The organism is Streptomyces sp. BK239 (assembly GCF_004217285.1).
Lineage (GTDB): Bacteria > Actinomycetota > Actinomycetes > Streptomycetales > Streptomycetaceae > Streptomyces.
Genome location: NZ_SHKS01000003.1, coordinates 615416 through 632895, shown reverse-complemented (window position 1 = coordinate 632895; position 17480 = coordinate 615416). Strand labels below are relative to the sequence as shown.

The following is a 17480-nucleotide window of genomic DNA, read 5'->3' as shown; positions in this document are numbered from 1 at the left end:
GGTCCCGTCGGTCCACCGCGGCCCTGCGGCGCGCGACGGATGCGTGCCCGGCCCGGCACAGCACACCCACGCGTGCGGCCTCACCGGCCCGGCTCGGGCAAGCGCACGACAGGAGCCCCCGACCTACCGGTTCGGGGGCTCCTGACTGCTGTTCAGGTCAGCTGAGAGTGGTCACGTCCAGCTGCCCCGACCTGTGTGCTTCGCGGATCTTCTTCTTGTCGAACTTGCCCACGCTCGTCTTCGGGACCGCCTCGACGATCGTCCAGCGCTCCGGGAGCTGCCACTTGGCGATCTTGCCCTCTTCGGCGAGGAAGGCGCGCAGGCTCTCGAAGTCGGCGGCGGCGCCCTCCCTGAGGACGACCGTGGCCAGCGGGCGCTCGCCCCACTTGGCGTCGGGGACCGCGACCACGGCGGCCTCGGCGACGTCCGGGTGGGACATCAGCGCGTTCTCCAGGTCCACCGACGAGATCCACTCGCCGCCGGACTTGATGACGTCCTTGGCGCGGTCGGTGAGGGTGAGGAAGCCCTCGGGGGAGATGATGCCGACGTCGCCGGTCTTGAGCCAGCCGTCCTCGCTGAACTTGTCGGCGGGGCGCAGGGGTTCGGCGTCGGGGCCGTTGTAGTACGCGCCGGCGATCCACGGGCCGCGCACCTCCAGCTCGCCCGCGGACTCGCCGTCCCAGGCGAGGCGTTCGCCGCCGGGGCCGGTGAGGCGGGCCTCGACGCCGGCCGGGAAGCGGCCCTGGGTGAGGCGGTAGGCGAACTCCTCGTCGGTGCCGACCGCGGCGGCCGGCGGGCGGGCGATGGTGCCGAGCGGGGAGGTCTCCGTCATGCCCCAGGCGTGGCAGACCCGCATGCCCAGGTCGTCGAAGGCCGTCATCAGGGAGGGCGGACAGGCGGAGCCGCCGATGGTGACCTGGGTGAGGGAGGAGACGTCGCGCGGCTTGGCGGTGAGCTCGCCCAGCAGGCCCTGCCAGATGGTGGGGACGGCGGCCGCGTGGGTCGGCTTCTCGCTCTCGATCATCTCGGCGAGCGGGCCGGGCTGGAGGAAGCGGTCCGGCATCAACATGTTGACGCCGGTCATGAAGGTGGCGTGCGGCAGGCCCCAGGCGTTGACGTGGAACTGCGGGACGACCACGAGCGAGGTGTCCTGGTCGGTGAGGCCCATCGACTGGGCCATGTTGACCTGCATGGAGTGCAGGTAGATGGAGCGGTGGCTGTAGACCACGCCCTTGGGGTCGCCCGTGGTGCCGGAGGTGTAGCACATGGCGGCGGCCTGGCGTTCGTCCAGCTCGGGCCAGTCGTACGCGGTGGGCTTGGCGGCGATCAGGTCCTCGTACTCGTGTACCCGGACGCTCGCGCCGGCGAGGAGGGAGCGGTCGCCGGGGCCGGTGACGACCACGTGCTCGACCGTCTTGAGGTGCGGGAGCAGCGGGGCCAGCAGCGGCAGCAGCGAGCCGTTGGCGATCACGACCCTGTCGGCGGCGTGGTTGACGATCCAGGTGAGCTGTTCTGCGGGCAGACGCAGGTTCAGGGTGTGGAGGACGGCGCCCATGGAGGGGATCGCGAAGTACGCCTCGACGTGCTCGGCGTTGTTCCAGGCGAGCGTCGCCACCCGTTCGTCGCCGGTCACCCCGAGGTCGTCGCGCAGGGCGTGCGCGAGCTGGGCGGCCCGGGCGCCGATCTCGGCGAAGGAGCGGCGGTGCGGTTCGCCCTCGCCGGTCCAGGTGGTCACCTGCGATGTGCCGTGGATCGTGGATCCGTGAGTCAGGATCCTCGAGATCAGCAGCGGTACATCCTGCATGGTGCTCAGCACGGCGTCCTCCCAGGTGCGGCGACATTGCCTACGCGGTGGTAACGGTTGCGCTGATTCTGCGCACATACCGCGCGGTATGTCACTAGGGGAGCGATGATCGATCAGGACTCGTCAGGGATCGGCCCCCGGATCGCTCAGGATCCGTTGAAGCGCGTCCTGAATGCCCAGTTCAGCACGCTATCGAACAACGTCCAGCTCAGGGTCCTCCCGGAGCTTGCCGAGGGCCCGGGACACCGCCGACTTCACCGTGCCGACCGAGACGCCGAGCACCTCCGCCGTCTGCGCCTCGCTCAGATCCTCGTAGTACCTGAGGACTACCATCGCCCGCTGCCGCGCCGGCAGCCGCATGATCGCCCGCCACATCGCGTCGTGCAGCGCCTGCTGCTCGGCCGGATCTGTCCCGCCCGGCAGCGGCTCCGGCTCGGGCAGCTCGTCGCACGCGAACTCGTCGACCCTGCGCTTGCGCCACTGCGACGTGCGGGTGTTGACCAGGGCCCGGCGGACGTACCCGTCGACGGCCCGGTGGTCCTCGATCCGCTCCCACGCGACGTACGTCTTGGCCAGCGCGGTCTGCAGCAGGTCCTCCGCGTCGCTCGGGTTCGCGGTCAGCGACCGGGCGGTGCGCAGCAGCACCGGCTGACGGGCCCTGACGTACGACGCGAACGACGGGTACGGCGCGGGCCGCCTCATGCCGTCGGACGCGCTGGTGCAGACGGGTGTGGTCATGGCTCCACGCTAGGTTCGCGCCCCGCCCGGCGGATCGGCCGCAGGTGCCGAAGCCGGGTCCCTCTCAGGTTGTAGGGGTGGAGCCGGCTCGACCTCCTGAAGGTGGACGGGGGGCGGAGCGTCCCCCCGAGGGGGCGCGGTCATGCGCGGCACGGCCGGTCAGCCGTCGTCGCGCTTCAGTGCCGCCCGGCCGGGCGGCAGTGCTCGCGCTTCTTCGCCGCCCAGCCGCCCAGCCGCCCAGCCGCCCAGTCACTCAGGCGCTCAGTCGTCGGCGACGAGCACCAGACCCGAGGTCGGTACACCCGTGCCCGCCGTCACCAGGGTGCGCGCCGTGCCCGGCACCTGGTTCACGGACGTGCCCCGCAACTGGCGTACCGCCTCCGCGATGCCGTTCATACCGTGGAGGTACGCCTCGCCGAGCTGGCCCCCGTGGGTGTTGAGCGGGAGACGGTCCTCGGCCACGAAGGCGGCGGCCTCGCCGGGCGGGCAGAACCCGAACTCCTCCAGCTGCGCCAGCACGAACGGCGTGAAGTGGTCGTACAGGATCCCCACGTCGATGTCGGCGGGCGCGAGGCCCGAGGTCCGCCACAGCTGGCGGGCGACCACGCCCATCTCCGGCAGCCCGGTCAGGTCGTCGCGGTAGAAACTGGTCATCTGCTCCTGCGCCCGGCCCGCGCCCTGGGCCGCGGCGGCCACGACGGCGGGCGGATGTCGCAGGTCCCGGGCGCGCTCCACGGAGGTGACGACCAGCGCCTGCCCGCCGTCGGTCTCCTGGCAGCAGTCCAGCAGCCGCAGCGGCTCGACGATCCACCGGGAGGCCGCGTGTTCGGCGAGGGTGATCGGCCTGCCGTGGAAGTACGCCGCCGGATTCGCCGCCGCGTGCCGGCGGGCGGTGACGGCCACGTGCCCGAACGCCTCCGGGGTCAGCCCGTACGCGTGCAGGTAGCGCTGCGCCGCCATCGCCACCCAGGAGGCGGGGGTGAGCAGCCCGAACGGCAGCGTCCACCCGAGCGCCGTGCCCTCCGCCGACGGCTCCCGCTGCCGTACGCCCGAGCCGAAACGGCGGCCCGAGCGCTCGTTGAAGGCGCGGTAGCAGACGACGACGTCGGCGACCCCGGCGGCGACGGCGAGCGCGGCCTGCTGGACGGTCGCGCAGGCCGCGCCCCCGCCGTAGTGGACGCGGGAGAAGAAGGACAGCTCGCCCATGCCGCACGCCTGGGCCACGGTGATCTCCGGGCTGGTGTCCATGGTGAACGTCACCAGGCCGTCCACGTCCGCCGCCGTGAGCCCGGCGTCGTCCAGCGCCGCCCGCACCGCCTCCACGGCCAGCCGCAGCTCGCTGCGCCCGGAGTCCTTGGAGAACTCGGTCGCCCCGATGCCGGCGACGGCGGCCCGTCCGCCGAGGAGGTCCCGCGTACGGACGCTCATACGACGCCTCCGGCCGGCCGCTCGTCGCCGTCGCCGGGGACGGTGACCGTGACCGTGCCGGTGACGTGTCGCCCGAGGCCGTTCTCGCCCAGGACCCGCACCACCGCCGTGCGGCCGTCGACCTCCTCCACCGTGCCCCGCAACACCATCGTGTCCCCCGGGTAGTTGGGTGCCCCGAGCCGGATGGCGACCCTGCGCAGCACCGCCGTCGAACCGAAGTGGTCGGTGATGAAGCGGCCGACCAGGCCGTTGGTGGTGAGGATGTTCATGAAGACGTCGGGAGAGCCCTTCGCGCGGGCGGCCTCCGGGTCGTGGTGCACGTCCTGGAAGTCGCGCGAGGCGACGGCCCCGGCGACGATCAGCGTACGGGTGACGGGCACTTCCAGCGGCCCCAGCTCGTCCCCGGGCCTCACATCGCCACCGCCTCGAAGACCGGCAGCACCAACTCCTCGTCATAACGCCTGAATTCGAGCCGTACGGGCATCCCGACGCGCACCTTGTCACAGGGCACTCCGACCACGTCGCTGACGATCCGCACGCCCTCGGCGAGTTCGATCAGGCCGACCGCGTAGGGCGGGTCGAAGGCCGGGAAGGGCGGGTGGTGCATCACGACGTAGGAGAAGACGGAGCCGTCGCCGCTCGCCTCGACGGTGTCCCATTCCTGCCCGCCACAGGCGTTGCAGCCGGGCAGCCAGGGGAAACGCAGGGTGTCGCAGGCGGTGCAGCGCTGGATGAGGAGGCGGTGCTCGCGGACGCCCTCCCAGAACCCGGCGTTGTCCCTGTTGATCACCGGGCGGGGGCGGCGTTCCCTCGGTTTCCGTTCCGCAGGCGCGTACTTGAGGATGCGGAAGCGGTGCGTGCCGACCGGTTCACCGTCGACGCGCACGTCCGTCCGGGTGGTGACGAAGTGCCCGGCGCCGAGGGCGGTCGTCTTGCGGGCGGAGACCGACTCGATCACCGCGTCGAAGGCGACCTCGTCGCCCGGCCGCAGGGGGCGGACGTACTCCTGCTCGCAGTCGGTGGCGACGACGGCGGTGCAGCCGGCCTCGTCGAGGAGGCCCAGCAGCTCCTCGTACTCCCGCGTCCGGCCCGAACTGCTTTCGCCGGCAGGGTCGTCGCCCCCCAGCCCTCTCATGATCCACGCCTGGAGCATGGTGGCCGGCGCGACGGCCTCCGGCCCGCTGTACGCGGGGTTGGCGTCGCCCATCGCCTCGCACCAGTGCCGGATCATGGGCAGGTTGACGGGGTCCCGGCCGACGCCGGCGACCGCGGCGGGCCGGCCCTCGTACGCCTTCAGCCGCGCCTGGAACCCGTCCGCCCCGTCGCTCATCCTCGCCACCGCCCCCTCGCGTCGCAGAACCGTGCCGCGGAGGTTTCTGACTGTCCGTCAGACAGGTGGCCTTGTCAAGGTCGTTCACCTCCCGCAAGCGCGTCTGCGCGGCGACGCCGAAGCACCGCCGCGCAGACGCGTGACCCCCCTACAGCCCCCGCCCCGGCACTCCTGTCGCCCTGGCTGACGGCTGTGGCGGCGGATCCCCCGATCTGCATGGAGTCGCACTGGCGCGAGGCGCCCGAGCCGACGGCGTTCCGCGGGCGGGGACGGGGACGGCGGCGACGACGGTGCGGGTGCTTGCCATGAGGTTCCTCCAGCACAGGGGCTGTTCAGCGGATCGTGAGCGGTGCGTCGACCGACCGGTGCGGCGACGACGTCACGTGGCCAGAGTTGCCCGGAGAATCCCGCCGGCAGCCTCCCGGGGGCCTCGATTAGCACGCAAGCGTGAGGACGAGTCGATAAACCACCGTTGGCGCCTGTCTACTCGCCAAGCCCACAGTCCCCGACAACCGGGACATAAGGTCGCCGGGCCGGCCAAGCGAAGAACCGTTCCGGCACAAGTCACCCCGCTTTCCTCTTGCCGCTTTCACCCTCGGCGCGTCGCGGCGCGAACCCCCTTGCCTTGTTCGAACACGCATACGAAAATGAACGCATGGCCACCACCGACCGGTACCCCCGGCAGGCCGGCACCCTGGCCCTCGCCCATGCCCTGTCGGCCGCCGAACGCGGCTTGGCCGTCATCCCCCTGTCCCGGACGAAGCTCCCCGCCCTGCGCTCCCCGCACCGCGGTGACGACCCGACGGCCCCGCCCTGCCACGGCGAGTGCGGTCGCCCCGGCCACGGCGTCCACGACGCCTCCACCGACCCGGCCCGCGTCCGCGACCTCTTCGCCCGCGCCCCGTGGGCCACGGGCTACGGCATCGCCTGCGGCCTGCCCCCGCACCACCTCATCGGCGTCGACCTCGACACCAAGTCGGGCACGGACGCCACGGCGGCCCTGCGGGAACTGGCCCTGCGCCACCTGTTCACGATCCCGCCCACGGTCGTCATACGCACCCCCTCCGGCGGCCGCCACCTCTGGCTCACCGGCCCACCGGACGTCGCCGTCCCCAACTCGGCCGGCCGCCTGGCCCCCGGCATCGACATCCGCGGCGCCGGCGGCTACCTGGTGGGCCCCGGCTCCCGCACCGCCCACGGCGTCTACACCACGGCTCCCGGCACGGCCCACCTCCCGCCGGCGCCCTGCCCCCGCCCCCTCCTGCGCCTCCTCCTGCCCCCGCCCCGCACCCACGCCGCTTCCCCGCAGGGCGACGCACAGGGCGACGGCCTGATCAACTTCGTCCTCACCGCGCACGAGGGCCAGCGCAACACCCGCCTCTTCTGGGCAGCCTGCCGCGCCTACGAATCCGGCCTGGGCCCGACCCTGAGCGAACCCCTGATCACGGCAGCGGTCCGCACGGGCCTGTCCCCCCAGGAGGCCCGGGCCACGGTGACTTCGGCAGCCCGGATGACGGGCCGCGCGAGGTGACGGTGTCCCCCGCCTGAGGCTCTTCACAGGCGGGGGCGCGGTTCACACGGTGAGGGGAACGGGGTGGATCTCGTCGGCCGGGTGTCCGGTGCGTTCGTGAATGCGCTGCACCGCTTCGGCCGAGGGAGCCTCGGACAGGCAGTAGACCGTCCCGGACTCCGGGTCCGCCCAGGCCTTCTCGAAGTGGACGCCTTCCTGCCCCTCTATGGCGAGGTCGTCCTGATGCGCCTCCCTCAGCCGGTCGGCCGTGATGTCCTTCATCCCGTGGTGGACGTCCATGAACTTGGGCATACCGCCACACCTCCTTCTGCGGCTGGACCCCGGCACCTAGGGCGCCGGGCCGCTTGCTGGGCATCACTTCCATCCTGTGCCCGCGGACGGACGGCGGCTACCGCACAGACCCCGGCCGCGCCCTGGGATCCCGACAGCCTCAGCGGAGCGAACCCGTACCCGGCGAGGCGTGCCGGTCCGGGGCGTTCAGCTGTCGACGCGCGTGTAGGTGAGGAACACCGCGCCGCTCTTGAGGACGGCGTGTTCGGCGAGCGTCCAGGAGCGGGGGTCGAAAGCGGCCTTGCGGGAGAACAGCGGTATCCCGTCACCGATGGTCAGCGGCCCGACCTTCAGGATGAGCGTGTCGATCTCGGCGTACAGGGAGCCCGCGAGTTCGGCGCCGCCCAGGAGCCAGATGTCCTTGCCGTCCTGCTGCTTGAGCGCGCGCACGGTCGCCACCGGGTCGTCTGCGACCAGTTCGACGGCCGGGTCCGGGCTCTCGGTCAGGGTCCGGGAGAACACCAGGTGACGCAGGTGGGGGTAGGCGTCGGTGATGCCGGCCGCAAGACCGATCTCGTAGCTGCGCCTCCCTTCCAGCACGGTGTCGAAGTGCGTGCCCTCCGCCGTGACGGACAGGGCCTGCCGGGCCTGGACGGGCAGCGTCTCCGGATACTCGGCCACGAGGTGCTGTATGTAGTCCTCCGTGATGGGCCAGAAGCCGTCGGGACCGGTGGGGTCCCCGCCGTCCGGGCCCGCGATGAAGCCGTCGAGAGTGGTGGCGATGTAGTGGACGAGTCTGCGCATGCCGGTCCCTTCCGTTGGTCACGCCGCCGCGCCACGGCCCGGCACTGCCTGACGGCAGGCGAGGTGCGAGGCGGCTGAGTGATCATGGCACCCGCCCGACCGACGCGGCCCCCGCGCCGTCATATCTCCGCGGGTCGAGTTTCGTCACCGCTCCCGCGACAGCCGACGGAGTTGTGCACTCAACAGCCGCAGACGGCATCACGGTCGGTATCGGCCTGCCTGGCAACAACAACGCGCCCGGCGTCAGAACAGAGAACGGCACCATCGTCTATCCCGGTGCCGGAAACAATGCCGACCTGGCGGTCCAGCCGACACGGTCGGGCGTTCGCGCCCTGATCACCCTCAACAACGCCGGCGCGCCCACGGAGTACCGCTTCGACCTGGGCCTTCCTCAGGGTGCCGAAGCCGAGCGACTGGCCGATGGCAGCGTCCTGGTATTCAAGGACGATGAGGTCCTTGGCATGTTCGCCGCCCCCTGGGCGAAGGACACCAATGGAGCAACCGTCCCCACCAGCTACCGCGTCGAGGGCCACACGCTGGTCCAGACCATCTCCACCACCCCTGGAACAGCCTTCCCTGTTGTCGCCGACCCGGCCTGGTGGGACAAGACGAAAGAAATCGCCGGCGGCATGGTCAGCGACACCTGGAACTCCATGAAATGCGGCGCAGCACTGGGCGCGGCCTTCATTCCTGGCGCGAAGGCCTACAAGGCGATCAAGGCCGCCGGTGGAGTGAAGAAGGTCCTCAGCATCCTGGCCAGTGTGGATACCAAGAAGGGCGCCTTGTCGGCCCTGGGGTCCGGCGGATCCACGCTGTTCGGGGTCAAGGCCGTCAAAAAGGCCTGCTTCGACGACTTGAAGTGAACCGGGAAACTCGCAAAGGTGCTTGGGCGAACACCCTCGACGCTGATTTGCAGACCGCCGATCAGCGCCTGGCGCGGGGCTTCACTGCCAGGGGCAGCCTTGCCGTCCATCAAAAGGCCCCTTGGAACTCCCTGTGCACGACATCGCCCTTCTGTTGCCGGGGTCGCTGTACCTGTTCTGCATCCTGGTGCCCGCTTGGGAGCTGGGCCGTAAGTCCACTGGGCGGAAAGTCAGGAAGCTGCCGGTCTTCGCTGCGGTGGTGGCTTTGGGGCTCACCACGCTGCCAGGTGCCTAGAGACGCCCCATCGAAGTGCCCCTCGCGTGCCCGTTCGGTCAGAAACAGCGGGGAGCCTCGTCACTGACGGACAACGCTGACGTGTACGGCCCCCGACCGAGTTACCTGGTCAGGGGCCGTTCACCTGCGGTGGGTGTGGGATTTGAACCCACGGTGACATCGCTGCCACGACGGTTTTCAAGACCGTTCCCTTAGGCCGCTCGGGCAACCCACCTGCGCCCCTGCCCACCTGGGGCGGAGCGGGTACAGACTACCGGGCGCGGGCACTGCTCGGGGGGTGTGGTCCACACGAGGTCCGTGGCCCCCGCTTCTGGCGGCCAGTGCCGCCGCCCGCGATCAGCGCGACTGGCCCCCGGCTCCTGCCGGCACGCGGAAAGAGGACGAAGGCCGGCCCTGGGCTGCCGACTTCGCCTGACAGGTGTCATCCTCACCGCTGACGCGTGGCGAGGAGCATCAACCCCCGGGTCCGTGACCTCGAGTTGATCTTGTAACGGGACTGTGCCGATGTTGTCCTGACTCAAAGACCGAGGCACCCGTTCGGTTCCCGGACCCCTCCTAATGATCGAATACGCACTGAGGGGACTGAACGCACCTCAGCCCCAACCGATCGACCATTCAGGGGACTTGACCCATGATCCGCAACCGTCGCAAGGCCTTCCTCGTCTCCGCCGCGCTCCTGGGTTCGACCCTGCTGATGACGGCGTGCAACCAGGGCGACGACGCCGCCGACAGTTCCTCCAGCAAGGCCGCCACGTCCGCGGCGGCGAGCGAGCCCGGCGCCACGGGCGCCAGCGGCACCTCCGCGTCTCCCTCCGGTTCCGGGAACACGTCCGGCGGCAGCAGCACCTCGGGGTCCGGGAAGACGTCCGGCGGCAGCAGCAAGTCCGGATCCGGGGAAACGTCCGGCGACAGCAGCAAGTCCGGGTCCGGGAGCACATCCGACTCCGGCGAGACCGTCGTGGAGGGCCTCGACAAGGGCAAGGGCGTCAGCGGCACCTGGTACGGCATCGTGCGGTACGTGGCACCCGGCAAGTACCTGGTCGACGGACCTGCGGCCAAGGGCTCCGGCGGTGAGCAGCAGGCGTTCTTCCTCGCCGAGGACACGGTGATTCTGGGCGGTGGCCAGATCTGCGGCACCGCCGGCTCGAAGGTGGACGCTCCGTGCGAGGAGGCCGACCTGGAGAAGGCCTCCAAGAACGGCGTGGAGGCCGAGGTCGTGATCAAGAACGGCACAGCCACTCAGATCACGGACGGCGCGCTCCGCTGATCCGGTAGCTCGCGACGAGTGAGGCGGTCTGCCGGAAGCCTGGCTTCGGCAGACCGCCTCACTCGTTGCCGCGTCTCAGGGAGGCACCCCTTCTGACGAGCACACCCATCACTTGCGGAGGTGGTGCTGGGGGCATGGCCCCGTGCGTCAGTTGTCGCCCTTGCGGGAGCCGAGGGTGAGGTCGACCGTCTGGGTCTTGCCGCCCCGCTCGTAGGTGATCGTCACCTTGTCGCCGGGCTCGTGGGTCCAGATCTCGCCGATGAGGGTCGGGCCGCTGTCGATCACCGTGTCGTCGAGCTTGGTGATGACATCGCCGGGCTTGAGGCCCGCCTTGGCCGCGGGACCGCCGGCCTCGACCGCGGCAGCGCCGCCCGCACCCTGGTCGGTGATCTTCGCGCCGTCGGTCGACTCCTCGAGGGAGACGGACGCGCCGATCTTGGCGTACACCGGCTCACCCGTCTTGATCAGCTGCTTGGCGACGTACTCGGCCTGGTTGATCGGGATGGCGAAGCCGAGGCCGATCGAGCCGGACTGACCGGCGCCGCCCATGCCGCCGCTGCCGGTTGACTGGATCGCGGAGTTGATGCCGATGACGTTGCCCTGGGCGTCCAGCAGCGGACCGCCGGAGTTGCCCGGGTTGATCGAGGCGTCGGTCTGCAGGGCGCTCATGTAGGAGGAGGAGCTGCCGGAGCCGTCGGACGAGGCCACCGGGCGGTTCTTGGCGCTGATGATGCCGGTGGTCACCGTGTTGGAGAGGCCGAAGGGCGCGCCGATCGCGATCGTCGAGTCGCCGACGGCCACCTTGTCGGAGTCGCCGAGGGTCAGCGGCTTGAGGTCCGAGGGCGCGTTCTTGAGCTTGATCACCGCGACGTCGTAGCCCTTGGCGTGTCCGACGACCTCGGCGTCGTACTTCTTGCCGGTCGGGAAGGTGGCGGTCACCTTGCCGCCGTCGACCGCCTCCGCCACGACGTGGTTGTTGGTGACGATGTGGCCCTGGGTGTCGAAGACGAAGCCGGTGCCCGTGCCGCCCTCGCCGTTGCTGGACTCGGCCTCGATGGTGACCGTGCTCGGCAGGGCCTTGGCGGCGACGGCCGCGACCGTGCCGGGGTCACGCTTGATGGAACCGCCGCTGTCGGAGGCGGAGACCGTGGTGGAGCCGGAGCTGTCGTCGTTCTTGGCCAGCGTGTAGCCGAGACCGCCGCCGAGGCCGCCGGCGGCCAGCGCGGCCACCAGCACCGCCGCGACGAGTCCGCCGCGCCCACGGCGGGCCTTGGGCTCGGGCTGCTGGTAGGAGGAACCCCACCCGCCGTCGCCGCCGGAGCCGAAGCCGCCGTCGTACGACGCGGTCGTGGCCGGCGGCGGGGGAGGCCAGCCGCCCTCGGCCGCGGTGGCGGGCTGCGGGGCGGGGTACTGGGGCGCGCCGTGCGCGGGTGCGCCGTGCGGAGGCGCGGAGTGCTGGGGCGCGGAGTGCTGGGGGCCCGCGCCCTGCGGGGCGGCGGGCGGGGGCCAGCCGCCCTCGGGGGCGCCGCCGGAACCGGGTGCGGGCGCGGCGCTGTACGGGGCGCCGTTGGCATAGGGGCCCGCCGGCGCCGCCGCCGGGGGCGGGGGCGTGGACGGCATCGGGGTGGTCGGGGCGCCCGCGTCGGCCGGGGGCGTCTGCGATGTGGGGGAGGCCGAGGGAGATTCCACCGGCACGGGAGGTGCGGACGGGGCCGGGGGGACCGTGGCGCCCTCGTTGGTGCCCTCGTTCTCGGTGCTCACAGCTCTTCTCCTCGATCCACGGCTGTTGTCCTCGGTCGCACTTCGATCACGCTCGTTCGCGCGTGTCGACGACCCGGCGCGCTGCAGCTGTGCATGTGCTTTTGTACATCTCAGCTTTTCCCACGGGCCGTCAGAGCACCATAAGCGGTGGCTGTGGGTCCATGGCCATTCTTTACATAGGACATTTTCCAGCATTTCGGTCACTTCTCCGGAACATTCAGACTGTTCTCAGACGACCGGTCCGACGGCCGGGCATTCGGCTTTCCCACCGGCCGGACGCGTGACCCGCGCCGGTGGCACCATGACGCGGTGACCCAAGCACGGCAGCACCATATTCAAGTCGTCGCCCACCGCGGGGCCTCCGAGGAAGCCCCCGAGCACACCCTCGCCGCGTACCGGAAGGCGATCGAGGACGGCGCGGACGCCCTCGAGTGCGACGTACGGCTCACCGCGGACGGCCATCTCGTCTGTGTGCACGACCGACGTGTCAACCGTACGTCCAACGGCCGCGGCGCCGTCTCCGCGCTGGAGCTCGCCGACCTCGCCGCCCTGGACTTCGGCTCCTGGAAGACGAGGGAGGCGCGGGAGGCGTGGACCACGCGCGACGAGGAGCCCGACTGGGAGGTACGGCCCGAGGACCGCGAGGCGACCTCCGTCCTCACCCTGGAGCGCCTGCTGGAACTCGTCGCCGACGCGGGACGCCGGGTGGAGCTGGCGATCGAGACGAAGCACCCGACGCGCTGGGCGGGGCAGGTGGAGGAGCGGCTGCTGGAGCTGCTGAGGAGGTTCGGACTGGACGCGCCCGCCACGGCCGCCGACTCGACGGTGCGGATCATGAGCTTCTCCGCGCGCTCGCTGCACCGCGTGCACGCCGCCGCGCCGACACTGCCGACGGTCTACCTGACGCAGTTCGTCTCGCCCCGCCTGCGGGACGGGCGGCTGCCGGCCGGGGTGGGGATCGTGGGCCCCTCGATCCGGGTCGTGCGCGCTCACCCCGCGTACATCGAGCGGTGGAAGCGGGCCGGCCACCAGGTGCACGTGTGGACGGTGAACGAGGTGGAGGACGTCGACCGCTGCGTCGGACTCGGCGTCGACGCCATCATCACCAACCGCCCCCGCGCGGTCCTCCAGCGCCTGGGCCGCTGACCGGCGGAGCCGGCGGGCGGGACCGGCGGCGTCGAGTCGGCCGGGCGGACAGAGCGGTTCCGTGAGGCGAAAGATCCAAACGGAATCACAGAAGTCACAGAAGTCCCATCCACACCTCTTGACCGCACCGTCCGCCTGCAGCATCCTCCATTTCCGGCCACACCGAAGAAATCAAGCCACACGAGGACCGTCCCGTCACGGGGAGTGCTCCGGCGCGTTCGGTCCGTATTCGATCGTTGTGAATGCGTCCCGGGACGGGGATTGGCCGGTTTCCGGTACAGGCCAATGGGGCATCCACACCGTGGCGTGGGGCGAAGGAGGTCTCGGGGGTGGCGTTGGTGGTGGCACAGGAGGTGCCCACGTCGTCGAGCATGGCCGTACCCCATGGCCCTGCGGGCGTGGGCAAGGCGCGGCACCGTATGCGTGACCAACTGCGCAGCGGTGGGGTCGCCGAAGCGGTCATCGACGACGCGCTGCTGATCCTTTCCGAACTGTTGAGCAACGCGTGCAAACACGGCCGGCCGCTGGGCGACGCCCTGGCGGGGGACGGTGACGTGCGTGCCGCGTGGTGCGTGGATCCCGCCGGCCGGCTGGTCGTCGAGGTCACCGACGGCGGCGGCCCGACCCGCCCGGCCCCGGCCACCCCCTCGGTCACCGCGCACGGCGGTCGGGGGCTCAACATCATCACGGCGCTGTCGGACGACTGGGGCGTGCGGGACGACGCCCGCGGCGAGGTCACCGTCTGGGTGGTGGTCCACGCCGACGTCCACGATCCCGACGCCGGCTGCCGGCGCGACGACTTCGCCTCACGGGTCGCGGCCCCGGCGGTGTCGACGATCCCGGGCCTGGACTTCGCGGACGCGTTCGACGACTTGGACTGAGGGTCCGGCTGACGGGGCCGAGGGTCCGGTTGACGGACGGGGTTCCGGCTGACGGACTGAGGCTCCGGCTGACGGTCCGGCGGGCGGGGCGGTTTCGCCGGAGGCGCGGCGGTGGCGCCCCGGCCCGTCCGTCGGTGTCCACAGGTCCCCCTGACTACCCGTACGAACGGCTAGGCTCCCGCCCGTACCAGACGAGCCGTACCCGGGAGACACCCAGATGGCCAAGAAGCGACACCAGACGACGGCCAGGCGGCCGCAGCTCACCGACGGCGAGATCCCGGTCGTCGGCGCGCGGGAGCCCTGCCCCTGCGGCAGCGGCCGGCGTTACAAGGCCTGCCACGGCCGGGCCGCCGCGCACGCCGCGACCGAGCTGGTGCAGCGCCCCTTCGAGGGCCTGCCGGGCGAGTGCGACTGGGTGGCGCTGCGCGAACTGGTCCCCGCCGCCACGGTCGAGCTGCCGCTGAAGGGCGGCCTGCCCGAGGGTGTCCCCTCGGTCACCCTCGCCACGGTGCTGCCGATGGCCTGGCCCGCCCTGCGCCGCGACGACGGCTCGGTCCTGCTCGGTCTGCAGAACGACACGGCGTCCGGCGACATCAGCCGCGACATGGCCGACACGCTCCAGCGCGCCCTGGAGGCGGAGCCGGGCACGCCGATCCAGGCCCGTCGCGCCCCCGCCGACGGTCCGCGGATGCAGGACCTGCTGGACGCCGAAGGCGCCTTCGAGCCAGTTGTGCACAGCGGTTTCGAGTTCTGGGTGCCGGACTCGGAGAACGCGGCCCCGGAGGTGGCGGCCTCCCTGGAGCGGGCCAACGCGGCGGCGATCCCGACCGTGAAGCTCACCGGCGTGGACGCCGCGTACTGGTGCGAGACCCCGGAGAAGAACCACCTCCGGTGGGTCATGCCGCACCCGGAGGAGCAGCTTCTGGACGCCCTCGCGCGGCTGCACGCGGCGGGCCGTTCGAACCTCGGGGAGGGCACGCGCCTGGTGGGCTCGTTCCGTGCTCACGGCCTGACAGTGCCGGTCTGGGACCTGCCGAGCGGCGTCTCGGCGGACGACGTGGAGAAGCCGGCGGCCGAGTTCGCCGAGCGGCTCGCCGCCGCCCTGGCCACCGACGCGCCGCTCACCCCCGAGGAGCGTCGCGCGCGCGGCGGACTGACCAACCGGCAGGTCACGCTCAGCTGAGGCACAGGTCCAAGGCCCGTTCCGGCTGACCGACGGGTCGATGCCCCGGACCGGGCGGCCCGCGCGGCCTGACTCACAACTGCCTTGTGAAAGAGGCGAGTCGGCGACGGACGCGCCGTTCGCCCGGTGTCCGGAAAGCCGAGGAAAACAGGAGATCGAATTTGCTTGGAGCCGATCTCTTGTTACCGTTCGAGTAGCCCGGTTGCTGGTGCATCCCCCGTCGCCAGCAACCGGGTCTTTCCATGCCCGGTGCCGTTCTCGCGCTGACGGCCGAGTGTCAACTTCCGGTACGCGCTTCGGAGTTGCTGCCGGACCGCAACAACAGCGGTCCACCGCCGACACCTCCGGCCGCCCCCGCGTCCCCGGCGGCGGTCCCCGTGCCCGCGTCCGCTCCGGCGCTTCCCGCGGCTCCGGCGCTGCCCGCGCTCGCCGCACCCCCTGTGCCCGCCGTGGATCCGCCGGCACCCGCGCCGTCCGCTGCACCCGCGGCACCCGTTGCGCCCGAGAACTCCGCGACCGCCGAGTACGCCCCCGCGTCGCCCTGCGCGCGCTCACGGGGCGTCTCGCAGGCGCCCGGCTCGTCGTCCGCGCCCACCGCGCAGCGCATCTGCACCGTGCGCCCGTGCGGCCCCATGAAGCTCAGTACGGCGTTCAGGGCACGGCCCGTGGAGTTGCGGTAGTAGGTGCGCGCCCAGGTGTCCTCCCCCTGGGTCAGCACACAGGTCTGCGCCTCGACGCCCTCCGGGGAGCTGAGTTCGGGACCGCACCGGGCGCCGGTCGCCAGCCCGAGGCCCAGCAGACGCGGGGACGCGGAGGGCGTGACGACGGGCGGCCGTGCGTCGTCGGTACTGTGCCCGTCACGCGTACCGTGCGCACCGGCCAGGCCCGAGCGGCCCCCGCCCGCCGCGCCGACGGCGCCGCCGCCCGCTCGGCCGTCGGTCACAGGGTCGTCGGCCAGGGGCAGCGGACTCACCGCGAAGTCCCCTTCGTCGTCCACGGACCCCGCGGACGCCACGGCCAGGGGAAGCACGATCGCGCACACCACAGCGCCCCCGAGGGCGAAGAGACGCAAGCTCATGAAGCGGAAGATAACGAGCGAACGCGTCCGTTCCGTCCGGCGCGCGCCCGACACCCTCACAACTCGGGCGCGCTCACACCCGTACGAGTGAGGGCGTCGACGACCGCGTCCACCACGGCCTCCACGTCGGGCACCCACGGAGTGGCCGAGCCGGGCAGCGGGGCCCGCTCCCAGCGGATCTCCCCCTGGCCGGTCTCGGACGGGGGCAGGGCGAGGTAGCCGCCGTCGCCGTGGAAGCGCAGCGAGCCGGGCACGTGGTCCTTGGCGTACAGCAGCTCGCCCAACTGCTCCATGCCGTAAGGGCGGACGAGGATCGCCCAGCGGGTGGGCGAGGCGACGACCGGGCCGAGTCGCATGCCGTCGCGGTCGAGCGCGGCGAGCGCGCGGGAGGCCGCGAGGGCGGGCAGGCTGACCGCGCAGGGCGCGCTGCCGCCGGTGGCCAGGACGATCGGGGCGGCCGGCCGGTCCGTCCACCACCAGCGCACCATGCGCGCGTCGGTGGTGGCCGCCAGGAGGCCGGGGTCGAAGGGGTGAGCGCCGGGGACCGGGCACTTGGGGTCGGGGCAGCCGCAGCGGGACGCCGCCTGCGGGTCCGCCGTCACGCCCGGGAGCACGGGCCACTGCCATTCCGTCGCGAAGGTAAGGGCCGCGTCGATCGCCTCAGGCCCCCCGTCGCTGCGCTGGGACAGGAGCCTGCGTCGCTTTCCGAGGATCTCGCGCATGAGCGCTCGTTCCTTTCCGTTGCACCGCTGGCAACACCGTGGGCCACATCACATCGTGTGTCGATCACTTCACTGTGCGTACCTGTTGGCGCATCACACCCCTGCCGGAGACAAGGGGAACCCCTGGGGGCCGAACATCGGCTGCTTCCGCGGCCACTGGCATCCGTACTGCGCCCATCGTGAACATGGGCCTGGCGTAGGGGTGGCGAAGTCTGGCGTTTTTGCGCTCCGCGTACTGCTCTCCGCCTCCGCCACGGGAGGATGGGGCACGGTCGTCGGTGGCTAAGACGCCCGGGTCGGTCACCAGGTTCCGGGTGGCTCCCGACGACCTCTGGTCCTTACCGAGTACGTACCCATCACGACCGCTGTGACGCTCCGT

The 17480-nt window shown here is 71.7% G+C and carries 16 protein-coding genes and 1 tRNA gene; 6 read left to right on the top strand and 11 right to left on the bottom strand.

The window, feature by feature from the left end; all coding sequences use genetic code 11:
- Nucleotides 1-157: 157 nt before the first annotated feature.
- The 5 genes from EV567_RS12855 to EV567_RS12835 all read right to left on the bottom strand — a co-directional run bounded on the left by EV567_RS12855 (nt 158) and on the right by EV567_RS12835 (nt 5300).
- Nucleotides 158-1816, bottom strand: a complete 1659-nt coding sequence (locus EV567_RS12855; RefSeq protein ID WP_165430365.1) for a long-chain fatty acid--CoA ligase — start codon at nt 1814-1816, stop codon at nt 158-160.
- Nucleotides 1817-1993: 177 nt separating this feature from the next.
- Nucleotides 1994-2542 (bottom strand): SigE family RNA polymerase sigma factor, encoded by a 549-nt coding sequence (locus tag EV567_RS12850; RefSeq protein ID WP_130439314.1) that lies wholly within the window; start codon nt 2540-2542, stop codon nt 1994-1996.
- A 261-nt stretch (nt 2543-2803) separates the two neighbouring features.
- Nucleotides 2804-3970: a lipid-transfer protein gene (locus tag EV567_RS12845; protein WP_130439312.1), complete on the bottom strand. Its 1167-nt coding sequence runs from the start codon at nt 3968-3970 to the stop codon at nt 2804-2806.
- Nucleotides 3967-4383: a MaoC/PaaZ C-terminal domain-containing protein gene (locus EV567_RS12840; RefSeq protein ID WP_130439310.1), complete on the bottom strand. Its 417-nt coding sequence runs from the start codon at nt 4381-4383 to the stop codon at nt 3967-3969. Before EV567_RS12840 ends, EV567_RS12845 begins: the two co-directional genes overlap by 4 nt.
- On the bottom strand, nt 4380-5300 hold the full coding sequence (locus EV567_RS12835) for a bifunctional MaoC family dehydratase N-terminal/OB-fold nucleic acid binding domain-containing protein (protein ID WP_130439308.1): 921 nt from the start codon (nt 5298-5300) through the stop codon (nt 4380-4382). The genes EV567_RS12840 and EV567_RS12835 overlap by 4 nt, the downstream gene beginning before the upstream one ends.
- Nucleotides 5301-5955: 655 nt before the next feature.
- On the opposite strand from EV567_RS12835, the gene EV567_RS12830 reads away from it, so the two are divergent.
- Entirely contained in the window at nt 5956-6831 is an 876-nt protein-coding gene (locus EV567_RS12830) for a bifunctional DNA primase/polymerase (protein ID WP_130439306.1), read from the top strand.
- A 42-nt stretch (nt 6832-6873) separates the two neighbouring features.
- On the opposite strand, the gene EV567_RS12825 is transcribed toward EV567_RS12830, so the two are convergent.
- Together EV567_RS12825 and EV567_RS12820 are read right to left on the bottom strand one after the other, a co-directional pair.
- Complete coding sequence (locus EV567_RS12825; protein ID WP_130439304.1) at nt 6874-7122, bottom strand: SCO4226 family nickel-binding protein; 249 nt, start codon at nt 7120-7122, stop codon at nt 6874-6876.
- A gap of 186 nt (nt 7123-7308) precedes the next feature.
- The gene (locus EV567_RS12820) at nt 7309-7905 is read right to left on the bottom strand and encodes a dihydrofolate reductase family protein (protein WP_130439302.1); all 597 of its coding nucleotides are present in this window, start codon (nt 7903-7905) and stop codon (nt 7309-7311) included.
- 173 nt (nt 7906-8078) lie between these two features.
- Between EV567_RS12820 and EV567_RS12815 the strand changes: the two genes are divergently transcribed.
- Nucleotides 8079-8768: a hypothetical protein gene (locus tag EV567_RS12815; protein WP_130439301.1), complete on the top strand. Its 690-nt coding sequence runs from the start codon at nt 8079-8081 to the stop codon at nt 8766-8768.
- Between the two features lie 422 nt (nt 8769-9190).
- Here the strand turns inward: EV567_RS12815 and EV567_RS12810 are convergent.
- Nucleotides 9191-9277, bottom strand: a tRNA-Ser gene (locus EV567_RS12810).
- Nucleotides 9278-9694: 417 nt separating this feature from the next.
- On the opposite strand from EV567_RS12810, the gene EV567_RS12805 reads away from it, so the two are divergent.
- Nucleotides 9695-10330 carry a hypothetical protein gene (locus EV567_RS12805; RefSeq protein ID WP_130439299.1) on the top strand — a complete coding sequence of 212 codons (636 nt, stop codon included), beginning with the start codon at nt 9695-9697 and terminating at the stop codon, nt 10328-10330.
- 147 nt (nt 10331-10477) lie between these two features.
- Here EV567_RS12805 and EV567_RS12800 read toward each other — a convergent pair whose 3' ends face one another.
- Nucleotides 10478-12091 carry a S1C family serine protease gene (locus tag EV567_RS12800; RefSeq protein WP_130439297.1) on the bottom strand — a complete coding sequence of 538 codons (1614 nt, stop codon included), beginning with the start codon at nt 12089-12091 and terminating at the stop codon, nt 10478-10480.
- Between the two features lie 309 nt (nt 12092-12400).
- Here EV567_RS12800 and EV567_RS12795 point away from each other — a divergent pair, with 309 nt between their 5' ends.
- The 3 genes from EV567_RS12795 to EV567_RS12785 all read left to right on the top strand — a co-directional run bounded on the left by EV567_RS12795 (nt 12401) and on the right by EV567_RS12785 (nt 15301).
- Nucleotides 12401-13237, top strand: a complete 837-nt coding sequence (locus tag EV567_RS12795; RefSeq protein ID WP_130439295.1) for a glycerophosphodiester phosphodiesterase family protein — start codon at nt 12401-12403, stop codon at nt 13235-13237.
- Between the two features lie 242 nt (nt 13238-13479).
- A complete protein-coding gene (locus EV567_RS12790; RefSeq protein WP_130439293.1) occupies nt 13480-14118 on the top strand; it encodes an ATP-binding protein in 639 nt (212 codons plus the stop codon).
- 217 nt (nt 14119-14335) lie between these two features.
- A complete protein-coding gene (locus tag EV567_RS12785; protein WP_130439291.1) occupies nt 14336-15301 on the top strand; it encodes a DUF5926 family protein in 966 nt (321 codons plus the stop codon).
- A gap of 277 nt (nt 15302-15578) precedes the next feature.
- Here the strand turns inward: EV567_RS12785 and EV567_RS12780 are convergent, their stop codons facing one another.
- Nucleotides 15579-16379: a hypothetical protein gene (locus tag EV567_RS12780; protein WP_130439289.1), complete on the bottom strand. Its 801-nt coding sequence runs from the start codon at nt 16377-16379 to the stop codon at nt 15579-15581.
- A gap of 56 nt (nt 16380-16435) precedes the next feature.
- Nucleotides 16436-17101, bottom strand: coding sequence for a bifunctional DNA primase/polymerase (locus tag EV567_RS12775; RefSeq protein WP_130439287.1), 666 nt, complete (start codon nt 17099-17101; stop codon nt 16436-16438).
- Nucleotides 17102-17480 lie beyond the last annotated feature (379 nt).

Bases quoted from the DNA above. Each gene is read 5' to 3' on its own strand.
- EV567_RS12790 (WP_130439293.1), top strand. From the start codon at position 13,480: ATGCGTCCCGGGACGGGGATTGGCCGGTTTCCGGTACAGGCCAATGGG.
- EV567_RS12850 (WP_130439314.1), bottom strand. From the start codon at position 2,542: ATGACCACACCCGTCTGCACCAGCGCGTCCGACGGCATGAGGCGGCCC.
- EV567_RS12820 (WP_130439302.1), bottom strand. From the start codon at position 7,905: ATGCGCAGACTCGTCCACTACATCGCCACCACTCTCGACGGCTTCATC.
- EV567_RS12825 (WP_130439304.1), bottom strand. From the start codon at position 7,122: ATGCCCAAGTTCATGGACGTCCACCACGGGATGAAGGACATCACGGCC.
- EV567_RS12780 (WP_130439289.1), bottom strand. From the start codon at position 16,379: ATGAGCTTGCGTCTCTTCGCCCTCGGGGGCGCTGTGGTGTGCGCGATC.
- EV567_RS12785 (WP_130439291.1), top strand. From the start codon at position 14,336: ATGGCCAAGAAGCGACACCAGACGACGGCCAGGCGGCCGCAGCTCACC.
- EV567_RS12805 (WP_130439299.1), top strand. From the start codon at position 9,695: ATGATCCGCAACCGTCGCAAGGCCTTCCTCGTCTCCGCCGCGCTCCTG.
- EV567_RS12835 (WP_130439308.1), bottom strand. From the start codon at position 5,300: ATGAGCGACGGGGCGGACGGGTTCCAGGCGCGGCTGAAGGCGTACGAG.
- EV567_RS12830 (WP_130439306.1), top strand. From the start codon at position 5,956: ATGGCCACCACCGACCGGTACCCCCGGCAGGCCGGCACCCTGGCCCTC.
- EV567_RS12845 (WP_130439312.1), bottom strand. From the start codon at position 3,970: ATGAGCGTCCGTACGCGGGACCTCCTCGGCGGACGGGCCGCCGTCGCC.
- EV567_RS12775 (WP_130439287.1), bottom strand. From the start codon at position 17,101: ATGCGCGAGATCCTCGGAAAGCGACGCAGGCTCCTGTCCCAGCGCAGC.